The following is a 16194-nucleotide window of genomic DNA, read 5'->3' as shown; positions in this document are numbered from 1 at the left end:
CCCGGCGGACACGCTTCAATCACTCGAACAGAGCGGCAAGTTGCCCCAAGCTCTCGTCCATGCCCACACGCTCGGTAATTTGCTGTTGCAAAAACGCTTCAATCCGTTCATGCAGGGCGATCGCCTGGTCCAGCACCGGGTCGGTGCCGGCGGCGTAGGCGCCCACGCTGATCAGGTCGCGGCTGCGCTCGTAGCGTGAATACAATTGTTTCAGCTTGCGCGCCTTTTGCTGGTGTTCATGGGTGGTGATCGAATGGGCGGCGCGCGAGATCGATTGTTCGATGTCGATCGCCGGGTAGTGGCCCGCTTCGGCCAGGCGGCGGTTGAGCACGATGTGGCCGTCGAGAATCGCGCGCGCCGAGTCGGCGATCGGGTCCTGTTGATCGTCGCCCTCGGTCAGCACGGTGTAGAACGCGGTAATCGAGCCGCCGCCTTCCTCGCCATTGCCGGCCCGTTCCACCAGCACCGGCAGCTTGGCGAACACCGACGGCGGGTAGCCCTTGGTGGCGGGCGGCTCGCCGATCGCCAGTGCGATTTCGCGCTGCGCCATGGCGTAGCGGGTCAGCGAATCCATGATCAACAGCACGTTCTGTCCCTGGTCGCGGAAATGTTCGGCAATCGCCGTCGCATAGGCCGCGCCCTGCAGGCGCATCAGCGGCGGGGTGTCGGCCGGCGCGGCCACCACCACCGAGCGGGCCAGGCCTTCGGGGCCCAGGATCTGCTCGATGAATTCCTTGACTTCCCGTCCCCGTTCGCCGATCAGGCCGACCACGATCACGTCGGCCTCTGTATAGCGCGCCATCATGCCCAGCAACACGCTTTTGCCGACGCCGGAGCCGGCGAACAGGCCCATGCGCTGGCCACGGCCGACGGTCAGCATGGCGTTGATCGAACGCACGCCCACGTCCAGGGTGGACACGATGGGCGCGCGGCCCAGCGGATTGGCGGGGCGCACATTGATGGGGGCGCTGTCGGTGGTGTGCAGCGGCCCCAATTGGTCGAGCGGACGCCCTGCGCCGTCGAGCACGCGGCCCAGCAATTGCGCGCCCACCGGCAAATGGCGCGCGCGGTCGCTGGGGCGGCGGCGCGGGTGCGCCACGCTGCCCGGGCGCGGAATCGCCGGTTCGACCGAAAACACGCGCGTGCCCGGCACGATGCCTTCGACATCGCTTTGCGGCATCAGAAACAGGCGGTCGCCTTCGAAGCCCACCACTTCGGCCTCGACCCGGCCGCCATTGGGCAGCGGCACGGTGCAGGCGGCGCCGACGGCCAGGCGCAAGCCGACCGCTTCCATCACCAGCCCGGCCACGCGCGTGACCCGGCCCGACACCTGCATCGGTTCCACAAAACCGACCACGGCGCTACAGTCGTTCAGATAGGCGCGCCAGCGCGCCGCATGCGCATTGACGTCCTTGTCGTTCTTGTCGTTCTTGTCGTTCACGGCGCCAGCCAGTCCAGGTCTTTGCCGAGCGCGTGCGTGAGACGCTGCCAGCGGGTCGACGCCTGGGCGTCGATCTGGTTGCTGGCCGTGTCGATCTTGCAACCGCCGCGCTCCACCGTCGGATCTTCGATCACGCGCCAGCCACCTTTGCCAAGTTCTTCGCCGATGCCGTCGCGCACCACTTGCGCGTCTTCCGGGTTAAGCATCAGCAAGGCCGGCTGTTGCAGCACTGGCAGGTATTCGATGGCGTCGCGCACCATCGGCAACAGCAGTTCGGGGCGCACGGGCAGGGCGGCTTTCAGCATGCCCTTGGCCAGTTGCAAGGCCAGTTCCATCACCTCATTGGAGATCAGTTCGTCGGCCTGCTGCAGCGCCGTGCCGAAACCGACGGCGATGGTCTGCAGGTGCGCCAGTTCCACGCTCGCGGCCTGCTGGCCTTCGGCGTACGATTGCGCGTGGCCATCGGCGTGGCCGGCCGCATGGCCTTCGGCATAGCCGGTGCTGCGGCCTTCCTCGTAGCCGGTGGCGTGCGCCGCTTCGCGGATGGCGTCGATCTCTTCCTGGGTCGGGTATTGCAGCGGTGGCGCCAGCTCCTCTTCGGGCAGGTCGGCAAACGGGTCGGCCTCGGGTGCGGCTTCGGGCTCGGGTTCGAGCAGCTTGCGCGCCGCCACCACGCTGGGGCGGTCGTCGCCAAACGAGGTCATTTCCCAGCGTTGATACGCGGTTTGTTTCTCTTTGGGAATAAAATTAGACAAACGAATCCTCGCCTTTTCCGCCCAGTACGATCTGTCCCTCGTCCGCCAGGCGGCGCACGATCTGCAGGATCTGCTTCTGCTGCGACTCCACTTCCGATAGCCGCACGGGGCCTTTCGAGTCCAGGTCTTCGCGCATCATCTCGCCGGCGCGCTGCGACATGTTCTTGAAAATCTTCTCGCGCAGCTCCTGCGAGGCGCCTTTCAGGGCGATGATCAGCATTTCCGACTGTACTTCGCGCAGCAGCAACTGGATGCCGCGGTCGTCGATGTCGATCACGTTGTCGAACACGAACATTTCGTCCATGATCTTCTGCGCCATGTCGTTGTCGTAGTTCTTGATATTGTCCATCACCGAGCCTTCCTGCTCGCCGCTCATGAAGTTCAGGATCTCGGCGGCGGCGCGCACGCCGCCCAGCGACGACTTCTTGATGTTTTCATTGCCCGACAGCAGTTTGGTCAGCACGTCGTTCAGTTCGCGCAGCGCGGCCGGCTGCACGCCGTCCAGGGTGGCGATGCGCAGCACCACGTCGTTGCGCAGGCGGTCGGTGAAGTGACCGAGGATTTCGCAGGCCTGGTCGCGCTCCAGGTGCACCAGGATGGTGGCGATGATCTGCGGGTGTTCGTTGCGGATCAGCTCGGACACGGATTGCGAATCCATCCATTTCAGCGATTCGATGCCGGACGCATCCTTGCCGCCCAAAATGCGCGACAGCAAGACGGAAGCCTTGTCGTCGCCCAGCGCCTTGGTCAGCACCTGGCGGATATATTCGTCCGAATCGAGGCCGACGGTGGAATTGAGCTCGGTTTGCTCGCGGAAGTCGTCGAGTACTTCGACCACCTGTTCGTGGGCAATGCCCTTCATGGTGGCCATCGCCGCGCCCAGTTTCAGCACTTCGCGCGGACCGAGAAATTTCATCACTTCGGCCGCTTCGCTCTCGCCCAGGGCCAGCATCAAAATGGCCGCTTTTTGCAATCCCGTCGTTTCAGTCATTATTGCCTATCCATGCCTTGATTACGTTGGCCACCACGCGTGGGTCGTCTTGCGCCAGCTTCCTGGCCATCGCCAGGTTTTCGCGGTAGCCGCGCGCCGTGTCCGCTTCCAGTTCTTCCAGCTGCGCTTCGCTGAGCAGGACTTCGTTTTCCTCGCCGGTCTTCGGCAGTTCCGGCTCGATCGCCGGCGGCGGTGCGCCGAAGTCGTCGATCTTGCGCATCACCGGGCGCAGCATCGGGCGCACGATCTTGATGAACAGATACAGCAAAATCAGGGCCGTGATCAAAAACTTCGCCAGTTCCTTCGCCAGCGGCAGGTTGGCCCGGTCGCGCCACCATTCGAGCTTGCTTTCGGGCAGGCGGTCGATGCCGTCGAACGGCGAATTGGCCACGCTGAAACTGTCGCCGCGGTCCTTGTTGTAGCCCATCGCCTCCTTGACGAGGTTATTGATCTGCACCATTTCAGCCGGGGAGATTGGCGTGACCGTCACCTTGCCGTCGGCGGCGATATTGCGCCGGTAGTTGACCACCACCGCCACCGACAAACGGCGCAAGCCGCCCATCGATTTCTGTTCGTAGCGCACGGTCTTGTCGACTTCATAATTGGTGGTCGATTCCTTTTGCGACGGCAAGGCCGCCGCTGCCGCGCCCGGCGCGCCCGGCGCTTCGGCCGTCAGGGGCGCGGTGGCCACGCCCGGCGGCTGGTTCGACAGCGCGCCCGGCACGCCCGACGCATTGGCGTTGCCGGCGCCGCTCGACTCGCTCGTCTGCTGGCTGCGGATGGTCGACGCTTCCGGCGGCGAGTTTGGCTTGTAGGTTTCGGCCGCCTGTTCGCTTTGCGAAAAATCCACGTCGGCCGTCGCTTCGGCGCGCACATTGCCTTCGCCGACGATCGGCAGCAAAATCGATTCGACCTGCTTGATCACGCTTTGCTGCAGTTGCTGCACGTATTTCAGCTGGTTCGGGTCCAGGCTCTTGATGCCGTTGGCGCGGTCCTTGTCGCGTTCCTGGTTCGACAGCAGGCTGCCGGCCTGGTCGACCACGGTCACGTTGATAGGCAGCAATTCCGGCACGCTCGAGGCCACCAGGTGCACGATGGCGCTCACTTGCAGCTGGTCCAGGCCACGGCCCGGATGCAGGTTCAGCAGCACCGAGGCGGTTGGTTTTTGCTGGTCGCGTACGAACACCGACGGTTTCGGCAGCGCCAGGTGGACGCGCGCCGTGTCGACCGCCGCCACCGATTCGATCGACTTGGCCAGCTCGCCTTCGAGCGCGCGCTGGAAATTGACTTGTTCCAGGAACTGCGATACGCCCAGCTTCTGGTTTTCCATTAATTCAAAACCCACGTTGCCGCCTTTCGGCAAGCCTTGCGCGGCCAGTTTCAGGCGCGCATCGTGGACCTGCTCGGAGGGCACCAGGATGGCGCCGCCGCCTTCGGAAAACTTGTGCTTGATGCCCAACTGGTCCAGCGAGGCGGTGATGGCGCCGCCGTCGCGGTCGGTGAAATTGGAAAACAGGACTTTATATTCGGGCGGCTGGTTCCACATGTACAGCGCCACGCCGATGGCGATCAGCGCCGCCACGCCCAGGCCGCGCAGGAAGTTCTTGCCCATCGGCGTCTTGGCAAATGCCTGCACGGATTCGACCGGCGTGCGCGCGGGGACGGGCGCCGGTGAGGGTTGGTTCAGTTCGATCTCTTCCGCTACAGCCATGATTGCCTTCCGTGGCGCTGGTATTGTGGGGTGGGTGGAGCAGCCGCCTGCGGGACGAGGGGCGATAAGGGGAATTATCCGCTCCCGTCATGCGCTTCAATCGTCCAAATAGAAGGCGGTTTCGCCGCCTGCTCGGCTGAGCGGCTGGCTTTCCTGCTGGTATTGTGGAACACTGGCAACGTACGGTAGCAGTGATTGTACCCGGCGCTGCCTTGCCGACCAGGGTTTTGTGCCCTGGAGGCAACAGACAGGAATCGGGAGGCATAGTGAAAACAGGTGGTATCGATAGCAGCAGGATCGAGGCGATGATCTCGCAATTGAAGGCGGCGGCCACGCGGCCGGAGGCGAAAGTGCCGGCTATCCAGACCGAGGCGCCCGCCGCCAAGGTCAATTTCGCCGACGCGCTCAAGGGCGCGCTCGATTCGGTGGCCAGCGCGCAGCAGACGTCGGCCGACCTGGGCAAGCGTTTTACCATGGGCGACGATAAGGTCAGCCTGTCGGACGTGATGGTGGCGTCGCAAAAAGCCGGCATCGAGTTCCAGGCGACGGTGCAGGTGAGAAATAAACTCGTGTCGTCTTACCACGAGATTATGAACATGCAAGTCTAGAGCCGGGATCAGCCCAACCCGGCAATGCGCGCATTGCGCTCCCGCTCCAGGCGCGTAATGTAGCGCTGTACCTGCGCCAGCGTGCCGCGCGACAGGTCGATGAACTGGCAGCCCAGGCGGCGGTTCAGCTTGTTGTTGAGCAGGGTCATGTCCAGCGAGTTGCGAATTTGCAACGTTACGGTGACGATGCCGATCTCGGGCAGGTCGATGCGGCAGCCCGGGTAATTCTTGCCGATGGTGTCGCCCAGCACCAGCTTGTTGTCCATGATGGCGATGCCGCCGCAGCTGATGTCGGCCAGCGGGAATGGCATGTTATTGGCCGTGCCCTCGTCGGTGACCATGGGGATGGTCACGCGCACGGGATTGCTGACCGGCGTGTTCATGCGGTAATACTCGCGGCGCTGCAAGCGGATCAGGGTGTCGGGAACGGCCATTTTCAGTGCTGGCGTGCTGCCATGCATGTATTCTTCCAGCGAATTACTGGAAAACATGATACGGATTTTGTCGAGCGAGGTTTCAAACGCGATATCGCTGGCGGCCGCCATGCGCCGGCTCTGGCCGGTGTCGACCGGGCGGTCGAGGATGACCATGTTGCGTTCGGCGTCGATCTCGAGGATGGACGTGACGCAGACCTCGGCTTCGCCGTGCGCCTGCATGCGGATCAACTGATTTTTTTCGCCGATGCTGCGCAGCAGGGCGACGATTTCCCGCCGTGATTCCACTTCAAAGTCATGCCAGTTTTCGAGGCCGGAATCCATATTATGTGCTTGCATTGATGCCTGTCTTTATTGTTCTAGAGTGCGTTGGGAAGGGCTGCGATGGTATCGGGCGGTGGCGGGAGCGGTCCGCCTTTCGCAGATTCAATATGATATAACCAGGCCAGCAGTTCCGCAATCGCCCGATACAGGCCGGGCGGAATCTGGCTGTCCAGATCGATATCCATCAACAGCGCCACCAGTTCCTTCGATTCGTGCACGAACACGCCATGCTCGCGCGCCGTGCTGATGATCTTGTCGGCGATCAAGCCGCTGCCCTTGGCCACCACCTTGGGCGCCGCTGCGCCGCTCTGGTAGGCCAGCGCGACGGCCGTCTGCGCCATCTTGCGCTTGCCATCGTCAACCATGGCCGTCCCCGATGGCCTTGCCGGCGATGGTCAGGGAAGACAGCGGCCAGCCCGAGGCCGCCATCGACGCTTCGAGCAGCGCTGCATGCTGGCGCAAGGTGTCGGCGCTCGCTTCGCTGCCGGCCTGCATCTGGATCTGGACTTTGCCTGCCTGCAATACCACCTGCGCCGACAGGTCGCCCAACAGCGGAAACTGGAAGCGCACGCTGCTGCGCCAGGCGGTGGCGTCTTCTTCCTGGCCGCCGTGCTGGCCGCCTTCGGGAGCGTCCCTGGCGATATCCCACTGCATTTTTTGTCCGGGCCAGGCCTCGCCCTGCCATTGCACCCTGGCCTGTTCATGCGTATGCAGTTGCAGGTTGATCAGTTGCGCTTGCGCCAGGTCGGTGCCGTTCTTCATGCCTTCGCCCTGCAGCGTCTTCTGCATTTGCGGTTCCAGCAGCAAGGACGCCAGCGGGCGCTTGCCGTCGGCCCATTCGGCCACATGCGATTCATAGAACAGGCCGCTGTTGCCGACGGCGTCGCGCAGCTGTTGCGCCACTTGCGCCGGGTCCGTGCCCGGCGTGGCCATCAGGCTGGTCTTGCCGACCAGCGACAGCGGCGCGCCGGGCACGCTTTCCGCCTGGCTCAGCACGGTGCTGATGGCGCGCGCGGTGCTGCTCAGTTCAGGGGCCGGCGTGTCGGCATTCAGGGCGGGCAGCAAATTGGCGGGGGTGAGCGGCGCCTTTCCCAGCAGAGCCGCTTGCGCGCCGCCGGCCCGCATGCCGGCCTGGGCGCCTTGCGCGGCGGCCGCTTCGGGCTCGGCTTGCGCATCGGCATAGGTCAGCATGGCGCCGCCGCCACGGGGATCCTGGCCTGCGCCGATCTGGAACGAGGGGCGTGGATTGATGCCGACCAGCAGCAAGGGAATCTCGGCGCCCAGTTGCGCGCCGGCCGGCAGCTGCATGCGCGCCGGCGTGCCGGCCACGCGCACCAGATAGCTGCCGTCGCTCATGCGCGCCATCACCTGGCCTGGCATCGATTTGCCGACCATGCCTTGCAAGGAACGCTGGAATTCGGCCTGGCGCGGTTCGGCAACGGCGTCGCCGGGACGCGTGCCCTTGAGCGGCGCGACCGACGCCATGCCGATGGTGTTGGGCAGCATGGCGCCGGGTCCTGCGCTCAGACGCTATAGGCGTTGGCCAGGCGCCGTTCGGTGCCGGTGCTGTTGATCAGCTTGGACAATTGCGCCATCCACGGCATGGTCAGGTCGCGGATCTTGCGGTCGTCTTCCAGCATCTGCCTGATCAGCGTCACCTTGCGCAGGCGAGCGGCGCTTTCCAGCACGACTTGTTCTTCATTGTCCTTCAGGCGCTGTGCATGGTCGCTGATCTGCCGTTCCAGGATTTCCAGTTCATCCCATTCGGCATGGCTGGCGGCCACCAGCATGCGCGCCGTCAGCGCCCGCATCGCTTCGTAGGTAGCGAGGACCTGCTGATCGGTCATCATCTCAGGCGCTCGCGTAGTTGGACATGCGGGCCACCGGCGCATCGCCGCTGGCCAGGTTGACGCCGCCTGGGGTGCCGATGGCGTTCCAGGTGTCGCGCAGGTCGGTCAGCAGGCGCTGCACTTCCTCGAGGATGGCCAGGTCGTTCTTCAGGTTGGCCGTCAGCAAACGCGCGCCCATGTATTCGTAGAGCGCATCGAGGTTTTCAGCGATCTCGCCACCCGCATTCTTGTCCAGGCTGGCGCGCAGGCCATGGTCGATCAGCTGCATGGCGCGCGAGATGGATTTGCCTTTCTCCGGGATATTGCCGGCTTTCATGTGCATCTGCGCGCTCAGCACCGCCACCAGCGCACCGTCGTACAGCATGGCAATCAGCTTGTGCGGAGAGGCGGCACCGATGCCCGTTTCAAGCCCGACCTTGGCGTAGGATTGCGCGCCCTTGTTTGATGATCCAAACATTCGTTTTCCTCTGGTAAAGATGCGTTAACTCTAGGACAGCTTCGCTAGTTGCTGAGTCAAAAAATTGCTGGTGCTGTTCATCGAACTGAGCGTCACGTCGAGCGAACTGTATTGCCTGCGCAGCCGCGCCTCGGTCAGGGTCAGCCTGGTGTTGAGCGCATCGCGCTGCTTGGCAATATCGGCGATGCTCTTGTTCAAACCGGTACTCTTGTTCTGGATCAGGCCTGCCGTGCCGAGGTAATTATCGGTAATAGTAGCAAACAAGGCGCTGATGCCCTTGGAAATATTCACCGTGCCGCGGTCACCGAGCTGTCCGCCGTTGATCAGCACGGCAATGCCGGCGCTGCCGGAACCGGCCGAACCGGTCAGTGTCTGGCCGCTGCCGACGGCCACCGCGCCGTCGATGGTGCCGGTCACGTCTTCTCCTGTGGTCATGGTGGGTGTGCCGAACAGGTCGTTGGCACCGCTGCCGGTAATTTCCAGCTTCGACGAGGAGCCATATTTGTTCGACACGATGCTGAACACGCCGTTTTGCTGCGTTACCTTGACGCCGGCCGTGGCGTCCGTCACGCCCGAGGCGCCATTGATCAGCGACTGCACGTGGCTTACCAGGCTGTCGGCCGTATAGCTGCCGGGCACCAGGGTCGCCTTGGTGCTGACACCATTGATGGTCAGCGACAGATTATCGTTGACGCCGGCGGTGATGGTCAGGTTGGCCGCCGTGCTGCCGACCAAGGTGCCTTGCGTGGCCAGCCTGGAGATCGAGATGCCCTTGGTGCCGACCGTCGAATTGCTGGTCGAACTGACAAAACTGACCAGGCTGTCGCTGGTCGAACCGGAAGTGGCCAGCAGCTTGATGACGTCGTCCGAATTCTTGTCGATCGCCGTTTGCAGCTTGCCGGTGTCGAGTTTCAGCGTGCCGTCTTTCTGGAAGGCGACGCCCAACTGGCTCAGGCTCGTCACGCTGCCGTCCAGGCCAGGCACGCTGCTGCCAAACAGCTTGCGCAAGCTGGCCTGCAGGCTGTTGGTGGTTGAATCGCCTATCAGTGGACCGCCGGTGCGCGCCGCACCCTTTTTCAGGTCGGGCGTGACGGCGGTCAGGCCGTTGACGGTGGTATTGAGCTCATTGTAGGCCTTGACGAAATTGCTCAGCGCCGTGTTGATGCCGGAGGTGTCCATGCGCACGCCGACGCTGCTGTTGCCAGCCTTGATGATAGTCATCGTCACGCCCGGCACGGCATTGTCGACATTGTTGGTCTGGCTGGTAATGGCCACGCCGTTGACGGTCAGCTTGGCATTTTGACCAGCGTTGCTTTGTGCCATGTTCTGCGTGCCATTCGGTGCGTAGGCCAGCAAGTTGCTGATGTCCTGGTCGCCGGCCACGGATACGCGCATGCTCGACGTTTCGCCGCTCTTGTCCGAGGTCAGCACCAGGCGGTTGGGCTTGTCGCTACCGTCGGAAATGATGCTGGCGGTCACGCCGATGGCGGCCTTGTTGATGGCGTCGCGGATACCTTGCAGTGAATTGTTGCTGCCGTCGATGGTGACGGTGCGCGCTACGCGCGTTGAGTCGAGATTAAAGGTGGCGCCGGTATAGCTGCCATTGGCCAGGGTGCCGCCGCTGATGCTGCCGAAGTCGAACGTCAGCACGGTACTGGCGCCCGAGCCGATCAGGGCGGTGGTGCTGGCCTGGCCGGCGGCGGAAATGGTCTGCGCCTGTGCCAGTTGATCGACTTTGACGCTGTAATTGCCCTTGACGGTATCCTTGCCGGTGGTGGCGGTCAGCACGGTTGCATCGGACGAGCTGGCGTTGGCCACCTTGTATTTCGAGGAGTCGGCCAGCGCGGTGACGGTGCCCTGGAATGCGCCAACGGCGCCGCTCAGGGTGCCGAAGGCGGAGATTTGGGCGGTAATTTCCTTCTCTTTGTTCTGCATTGCAACAAAGGGGCGGCTTTCCACGGCCATCAATTGACTGACCAGGCCATTGACGTCGAGAACGCCACCAGTACTGACGGATGCAACAGCCACAATAACCTCCTAGGGGAAAGCATGAATATACTTGGTTAACGGCATATTCCATCCAGACTTTAGAGGGGTATTTGGCCAGCTGTTTGCCCTATGCCACCAGGCGGTGGCACAGGGCCGGCTCACGCCGTTTGCTTGATCAGCAAACCTTGTGCTTTTTCCAGGGCCTTGCCGATTTCCAGCGCCTCCTTGGTCGGCATCTGGCGGATCACCTCGCCGGTTTGCTGGTCGATTACCTTGACGATGGTGCGCTCGCTGTCGGTGTCGACTGAAAACTCCAGCTGGCGCGACATGAATTGCATTGCCTTGTTGATGTCGCTGACGGCCTGCTTCACCTCTTTCAGTTCCAACTGTGCGTCTTCCTTGCCGCTGGCCTTGCTGTCCGGCGCGCTGGCCTCCGCCGGCCTGGCGGCGGTGCTGCTACTGCCTGGCGTGACCGCGGCGCGCTGCTGCGGTGCGGCTGGCATGGCGCCTGTTGCCTGGATATCCATGATCGTGTCCTTTAACGGAAATTCCCCGGCGGAACAAGATGCGGTATCTTGATCGGCCGGGGAGGGCTAAGCTACGGTACTACGGGGCGGGGATTAACCGCGCAGCAGCGACAGCACGCCGTTAGGCAGCGAGTTGGCCTGGGCCAGCATCGCGGTACCGGCCTGTTGCAGGATCTGGCCGCGCGTCAGCTTGGCCGTTTCCGACGCGAAGTCGGTATCCTGGATGCGGCTACGCGACGCCGACAGGTTTTCCGAGGTCGATTCCAGGTTGCTCACGGCCGTTTCAAAGCGCGACTGCAAGGCACCGAAGGAAGCGCGCTGGCTGTTGACACTGGCCAGCGCGGAATCGAGAATCTTCAGCGCATCGTTCGCCCCCTTGACGGTCGACACGTCGATGCTCGACACCGCGTTCAGGCTGGCGGCGCCGGCGGCGACACCACTCTTGCCTGCGCCCGTATCGTTGCCGATCGAGAAGCCCTTGTCGGAGTTCATCGAAATATAGCCCATCGACGCAGCCGTATTTGTGGTCGCGACCGTGAGGGCAGCGGTCGCGGTGCCATCGGCGCCGATCGATGCAGACGTGAATGACGCCGTTGCGCTATTGTTTTTCAGCGTAATGTTGTTGCCGGCAACATTAGTCAGCACCAGGCCGTCTTTGGCGTCGTTCAGCTTGGCCATCACACCGGTGGTGGAGGACACATCGTTGAAGGCGCTCACTGCCGAGGCCAGGCCCGATGCGTTAGTTGCGCCCACCGTGAAGGTCACGTTCGAGGCGGTGGTGTTGTCGGAGGTGACCGCCAGCGAATAGACGGCGCCGGCCGTAAACTTGACTGATTCTTCGGTTTTGGCCGTTGCCGTCACGCCCGTGTCGGCGGTCTTGGCGTTGATGCTGGCCGCCAGCGTTTGCGCGGTGTCAGTGGTTGCCACCGAGACCGAAGCCGTTTTCAGGCCCTGGATATCGAAGGTGCCGGTCGAGTAAGCAGTTCCCGTCGTGACGTTAGCAGGTGGCGCAGCGGACGACTGGTTGTTGCCATAGTTATTGGTACGGAAGTTGGCGGTCGTGGCCTGGATCGTCTGGCCGGCGTTGGCGCCCACCTGGAACGATGCCGAGCCGAACGAACCGTCGAGCAGTTTCAGGCCGTTGAACTCCGACGTTTGCGAGATGCGGTCGGCTTCCGACAGCAACTGGCCGACCTCGGCCTGGATGGCCTTGCGGTCGCCTGCCGAGTTGGTGGCGTTCGACGACTGTACTGACAGTTCGCGTACACGTTGCAGAATGTCGCCCGTCGATTTCAGCGAACCCTCGGCCGTCTGCAGCAGCGATACGCCGTCGTTGGCATTGCGCTTGGCTTGATCGAGGCCGCGGATTTGCGACGTGAAGCGCTCGGAAATCGCCAGGCCCGCAGCATCGTCTTTTGCGCTATTGATGCGCAAACCCGAGGACAGGCGTTGCAATGAGGTGGACAGGGCGGACTGCGACGTGCTCAGGTTGCGTTGTGCATTCAGTGACGCGGTATTGGTATTGATGACTGAGGCCATTTTGAAGCTCCTTGCTATATGTTTTGGCTAGATGCCTGTTACCTTGGTCTGCCCCTCCGTTCCGGGACACTCACACCGCAGTTATCTTCATTAACGGAAAGCCATGTGTAAAGTTTAGTAAAGAAAGGCCCCTATATTTTTTTTTATCACTCTCAAGTTGTCATGGCTGAGGGCGTTTAAGCGACATGATTTTCATAAACTTTAGGGCTGAAAATAATTAAATAGAAGAAATATATTTTATTATTTTTTTATCAAAAAAATCCCCGGCGCGGATCACTCCGGCCGGGGATGGCGTATTGCGCCATAAAGGTGCTTTTGAAGGAACTTAGCCGCGCAGCAGGGACAGCACGCCGTTAGGCAGCGAGTTGGCCTGGGCCAGCATCGCGGTACCAGCCTGTTGCAGGATCTGGCCGCGCGTCAGTTTGGCCGTTTCCGACGCGAAGTCGGTATCCTGGATGCGGCTACGCGAAGCCGACAGGTTTTCCGAGGTCGATTCCAGGTTGCTGACAGCCGTTTCAAAGCGCGACTGCAAGGCACCGAAGGAAGCGCGCTGGCTGTTGACACTGGCCAGCGCGGAATCGAGAATCTTCAGCGCATCGTTTGAACCACTGACGGTCGACACGTCGATGCTCGACACCGCGTTCAGGGTGGCGGCGCCGGCGGCGACACCACTCTTGCCTGCGCCCGTATCGTTGCCGATCGAGAAGCCCTTGTCGGAGTTCATCGAAATATAGCCCATCGACGCAGCCGTATTTGTGGTCGCGACCGTGAGGGCAGCGGTCGCGGTGCCATCGGCGCCGATCGATGCAGACGTGAATGACGCCGTTGCGCTATTGTTTTTCAGCGTAATGTTGTTGCCGGCAACATTAGTCAGCACCAGGCCGTCTTTGGCGTCGTTCAGCTTGGCCATCACACCGGTGGTGGAGGACACATCGTTGAAGGCGCTCACTGCCGAGGCCAGGCCCGATGCGTTAGTTGCGCCCACCGTGAAGGTCACGTTCGAGGCGGTGGTGTTGTCGGAGGTGACCGCCAGCGAATAGACGGCGCCGGCCGTAAACTTGACTGATTCTTCGGTTTTGGCCGTTGCCGTCACGCCCGTGTCGGCGGTCTTGGCGTTGATGCTGGCCGCCAGCGTTTGCGCGGTGTCAGTGGTTGCCACCGAGACCGAAGCCGTTTTCAGGCCCTGGATATCGAAGGTGCCGGTCGAGTAAGCAGTTCCCGTCGTGACGTTAGCAGGTGGCGCAGCGGACGACGGGTTGTTGCCATAGTTATTGGTACGGAAGTTGGCGGTCGTGGCCTGGATGGTCTGGCCGGCGTTGGCGCCCACCTGGAACGATGCCGAGCCGAACGAACCGTCGAGCAATTTCAGGCCGTTGAACTCCGACGTTTGCGAGATGCGGTCGGCTTCCGACAGCAACTGGCCGACCTCGGCCTGGATGGCCTTGCGGTCGCCTGCCGAGTTGGTGGCGTTCGACGACTGTACTGACAGTTCGCGTACACGTTGCAGAATGTCGCCCGTCGATTTCAGCGAACCCTCGGCCGTCTGCAGCAGCGATACGCCGTCGTTGGCATTGCGCTTGGCTTGATCGAGGCCGCGGATTTGCGACGTGAAGCGCTCGGAAATCGCCAGGCCCGCAGCATCGTCTTTTGCGCTATTGATGCGCAAACCCGAGGACAGGCGTTGCAATGAGGTGGACAGGGCGGACTGCGACGTGCTCAGGTTGCGTTGTGCATTCAGTGACGCGGTATTGGTATTGATGACTGAGGCCATTTTGAAGCTCCTTGCTATATGTTTTGGCTAGATGCCTGTTGCCTTGGCCTGCCCCTCCGTTCCGGGACACTCACACCGCAGTTATATTCATTAACGGAATACGCGATGGAATATTGAGTAAAGTAGGCCACTGTATTTTTGTCTATCACTCTCAAGTTGTCATGGCTGAGGGCGTTTAAGCGACACGATTTGCATAAACTTTAGGGTCGAAAATAATTAAATAGAAGAAATATATTTTATTATTTTTTTATCAAAAAAAACCCGGCGCGGATCACTCCGGCCGGGGATGGCATGGTTGTATCAGGCGCCAGCGCGGCGCCGTGGTATGGGAGATTAATTACCGCGCAACAGCGACAGCACGCCGTTTGGCAGCGAGTTGGCCTGGGCCAGCATGGCGGTGCCGGCCTGTTGCAGGATCTGGCCGCGCGTCAGCTTGGCTGTTTCCGCCGCAAAGTCCGTGTCCTGGATGCGTGAGCGTGAAGCCGACAGGTTTTCCGACGTCGATTCCAGGCTGGTGACCGCCGTTTCAAAGCGCGACTGCAAGGCGCCGAAGGTGGCGCGCTGGTTGTTGACAGCGGCCAGCGCCGAATCGAGTATCTTCAGTGCATCGTTGGCGCCCTTGGTGGTCGATACATCGATGCTCGACACGGGGTTCAGCGTGGCACCGACCGCTGTGACGGCATTGGTGCTGGTGACGTTGCCGATTGAAAAACCCTTGTCGGAATTCATCGAAATATAGCCCATGGTCTTGGCCGTTTCGCCAGTGCCGATCGTCGCTGTCGTACCGACCGTACCGGCGGCATTGATGGATGCTGCGACGACGGTGGAGGCGGCGGCGGTGCTGTTGTTTTTCAGCGTGATATTGTTGCCGGCGGTATTGGTCAGGATCAGGCCATTGTTGCTGCTGTTCAGCTTGGCGGTCACGCCGGTCGAGGCCGAGACATCGTTGAACGCGCTGACAGAGGCGGCCAGGGTGCTTGCATTGAGCGGATTGCCCACGGTGAAGGTCACGTTGGCAGCCGTGGCATTGTCGGAGGTGACGGCCAGCGAATACACGCCGCCGGCAACAAAGGTGGCCGATTCTTCGGTTTTTGCCGTGGCCGTCACGCCGGTTTTTTCGGCTGCGCCATTGATGTTGGTGGCCAGCGTCTGCGCGCTGTCGGTCGCCGCGACGCTGATGGTCGCCGATTGTAGGCCCTGAATGTCGAAGGAGCCCGCCGTGTAGGCAGTGCCGGTGGTGACGGTGGCGGGCGCCGTGGTGGCCGCTTCATTGTTGCCGTAGTTACTGGTACGGAAATTGGCGGTGGTGGCCTGGATGGTTTGGCCGGCGTTGGCGCCCACCTGGAAGGTGGCCGAGCCAAAAGAGCCATCGAGCAATTTCAAGCCATTGAATTCCGAGGTTTGCGAAATACGGTCCGCTTCCGACAACAGTTGGCCAACTTCCTGTTGAATCGCTTTACGGTCGCCTGCCGAGTTGGTGGCGTTCGCCGACTGGACCGACAGCTCACGCACCCGTTGCAGGATATTGCCAGTCGATTGCAGGGAACCTTCCGCCGTTTGCAGCAGCGACACGCCATCGTTGGCGTTGCGGCGGGCTTGATCGAGACCGCGGATTTGCGAAGTGAAACGCTCGGAGATCGCCAGCCCTGCGGCGTCGTCTTTTGCGCTGTTGATGCGCAGACCGGACGACAGGCGTTGCAGGGAGGTGGACAGTGCGGCTTGGGATGCGCCCAGATTGCGTTGCGAATTGAGCGATGCGATATTGGTATTGATAACTGCGGCCATTTTGAAGCTCCC

The 16194-nt window shown here is 61.9% G+C and carries 15 protein-coding genes; 1 reads left to right on the top strand and 14 read right to left on the bottom strand.

Annotated features, from left to right (window positions below):
- Window positions 1-19: 19 nt before the first annotated feature.
- The 4 genes from fliI to fliF all read right to left on the bottom strand — a co-directional run bounded on the left by fliI (window position 20) and on the right by fliF (window position 4898).
- Window positions 20-1336, bottom strand: a complete 1317-nt coding sequence (gene fliI / locus CD932_RS04355) for a flagellar protein export ATPase FliI (protein WP_254926598.1) — start codon at window positions 1334-1336, stop codon at window positions 20-22.
- A gap of 101 nt (window positions 1337-1437) precedes the next feature.
- Window positions 1438-2145 (bottom strand): flagellar assembly protein FliH, encoded by a 708-nt coding sequence (locus tag CD932_RS04350; RefSeq protein ID WP_094441556.1) that lies wholly within the window; start codon window positions 2143-2145, stop codon window positions 1438-1440.
- Between the two features lie 43 nt (window positions 2146-2188).
- Complete coding sequence (gene fliG / locus CD932_RS04345) at window positions 2189-3187, bottom strand: flagellar motor switch protein FliG (RefSeq protein ID WP_094441555.1); 999 nt, start codon at window positions 3185-3187, stop codon at window positions 2189-2191.
- Entirely contained in the window at window positions 3180-4898 is a 1719-nt protein-coding gene (fliF, locus tag CD932_RS04340; RefSeq protein WP_094441554.1) for a flagellar basal-body MS-ring/collar protein FliF, read from the bottom strand. Before fliF ends, fliG begins: the two co-directional genes overlap by 8 nt.
- Before the next feature lie 266 nt (window positions 4899-5164).
- Between fliF and fliE the strand changes: the two genes are divergently transcribed.
- Window positions 5165-5506, top strand: a complete 342-nt coding sequence (fliE, locus tag CD932_RS04335; protein ID WP_094441553.1) for a flagellar hook-basal body complex protein FliE — start codon at window positions 5165-5167, stop codon at window positions 5504-5506.
- 8 nt (window positions 5507-5514) lie between these two features.
- Here the strand turns inward: fliE and CD932_RS04330 are convergent, their stop codons facing one another.
- The 10 genes from CD932_RS04330 to CD932_RS04285 form a co-directional block, all read right to left on the bottom strand.
- Window positions 5515-6264, bottom strand: a complete 750-nt coding sequence (locus CD932_RS04330; protein WP_094441552.1) for a flagellar brake protein — start codon at window positions 6262-6264, stop codon at window positions 5515-5517.
- Window positions 6265-6299: 35 nt separating this feature from the next.
- Entirely contained in the window at window positions 6300-6629 is a 330-nt protein-coding gene (locus tag CD932_RS04325; protein WP_094441551.1) for an EscU/YscU/HrcU family type III secretion system export apparatus switch protein, read from the bottom strand.
- Window positions 6622-7770, bottom strand: coding sequence for a flagellar hook-length control protein FliK (locus CD932_RS04320; protein WP_094441550.1), 1149 nt, complete (start codon window positions 7768-7770; stop codon window positions 6622-6624). The genes CD932_RS04325 and CD932_RS04320 overlap by 8 nt, the downstream gene beginning before the upstream one ends.
- 17 nt (window positions 7771-7787) lie before the next feature.
- Complete coding sequence (locus CD932_RS04315; protein WP_094441549.1) at window positions 7788-8114, bottom strand: flagellar protein FliT; 327 nt, start codon at window positions 8112-8114, stop codon at window positions 7788-7790.
- 1 nt (window position 8115) lies between these two features.
- Window positions 8116-8571, bottom strand: coding sequence for a flagellar export chaperone FliS (gene fliS / locus CD932_RS04310; RefSeq protein WP_094441548.1), 456 nt, complete (start codon window positions 8569-8571; stop codon window positions 8116-8118).
- A 30-nt stretch (window positions 8572-8601) separates the two neighbouring features.
- Window positions 8602-10599 carry a flagellar filament capping protein FliD gene (gene fliD / locus CD932_RS04305; RefSeq protein ID WP_141213179.1) on the bottom strand — a complete coding sequence of 666 codons (1998 nt, stop codon included), beginning with the start codon at window positions 10597-10599 and terminating at the stop codon, window positions 8602-8604.
- Between the two features lie 119 nt (window positions 10600-10718).
- Entirely contained in the window at window positions 10719-11087 is a 369-nt protein-coding gene (locus tag CD932_RS04300; RefSeq protein WP_094441546.1) for a flagellar protein FlaG, read from the bottom strand.
- Window positions 11088-11180: 93 nt separating this feature from the next.
- Window positions 11181-12626 carry a flagellin gene (locus CD932_RS04295; RefSeq protein ID WP_094441545.1) on the bottom strand — a complete coding sequence of 482 codons (1446 nt, stop codon included), beginning with the start codon at window positions 12624-12626 and terminating at the stop codon, window positions 11181-11183.
- 325 nt (window positions 12627-12951) lie between these two features.
- The gene (locus CD932_RS04290) at window positions 12952-14397 is read right to left on the bottom strand and encodes a flagellin (protein ID WP_094441544.1); all 1446 of its coding nucleotides are present in this window, start codon (window positions 14395-14397) and stop codon (window positions 12952-12954) included.
- A 333-nt stretch (window positions 14398-14730) separates the two neighbouring features.
- Window positions 14731-16182 (bottom strand): flagellin, encoded by a 1452-nt coding sequence (locus CD932_RS04285; protein ID WP_094441543.1) that lies wholly within the window; start codon window positions 16180-16182, stop codon window positions 14731-14733.
- Window positions 16183-16194 lie beyond the last annotated feature (12 nt).

Source organism: Janthinobacterium sp. PC23-8, assembly GCF_002250505.1.
Taxonomy (GTDB): domain Bacteria; phylum Pseudomonadota; class Gammaproteobacteria; order Burkholderiales; family Burkholderiaceae_D; genus Janthinobacterium.
Note: the sequence above shows the minus strand (reverse complement) of the source record. Positions and strands in the feature narration are given on the sequence as shown.

Excerpts from the sequence above, each read along its gene's own strand:
- fliI (WP_254926598.1), bottom strand. The coding sequence starts at position 1,336 with ATGCAGGTGTCGGGCCGGGTCACGCGCGTGGCCGGGCTGGTGATGGAA.
- CD932_RS04350 (WP_094441556.1), bottom strand. The coding sequence starts at position 2,145 with ATGACCTCGTTTGGCGACGACCGCCCCAGCGTGGTGGCGGCGCGCAAG.
- fliG (WP_094441555.1), bottom strand. The coding sequence starts at position 3,187 with ATGACTGAAACGACGGGATTGCAAAAAGCGGCCATTTTGATGCTGGCC.
- fliF (WP_094441554.1), bottom strand. The coding sequence starts at position 4,898 with ATGGCTGTAGCGGAAGAGATCGAACTGAACCAACCCTCACCGGCGCCC.
- CD932_RS04330 (WP_094441552.1), bottom strand. The coding sequence starts at position 6,264 with ATGGATTCCGGCCTCGAAAACTGGCATGACTTTGAAGTGGAATCACGG.
- CD932_RS04325 (WP_094441551.1), bottom strand. The coding sequence starts at position 6,629 with ATGGTTGACGATGGCAAGCGCAAGATGGCGCAGACGGCCGTCGCGCTG.
- CD932_RS04320 (WP_094441550.1), bottom strand. The coding sequence starts at position 7,770 with ATGCTGCCCAACACCATCGGCATGGCGTCGGTCGCGCCGCTCAAGGGC.
- CD932_RS04315 (WP_094441549.1), bottom strand. The coding sequence starts at position 8,114 with ATGATGACCGATCAGCAGGTCCTCGCTACCTACGAAGCGATGCGGGCG.
- fliS (WP_094441548.1), bottom strand. The coding sequence starts at position 8,571 with ATGTTTGGATCATCAAACAAGGGCGCGCAATCCTACGCCAAGGTCGGG.
- CD932_RS04300 (WP_094441546.1), bottom strand. The coding sequence starts at position 11,087 with ATGGATATCCAGGCAACAGGCGCCATGCCAGCCGCACCGCAGCAGCGC.
- CD932_RS04295 (WP_094441545.1), bottom strand. The coding sequence starts at position 12,626 with ATGGCCTCAGTCATCAATACCAATACCGCGTCACTGAATGCACAACGC.
- CD932_RS04290 (WP_094441544.1), bottom strand. The coding sequence starts at position 14,397 with ATGGCCTCAGTCATCAATACCAATACCGCGTCACTGAATGCACAACGC.
- CD932_RS04285 (WP_094441543.1), bottom strand. The coding sequence starts at position 16,182 with ATGGCCGCAGTTATCAATACCAATATCGCATCGCTCAATTCGCAACGC.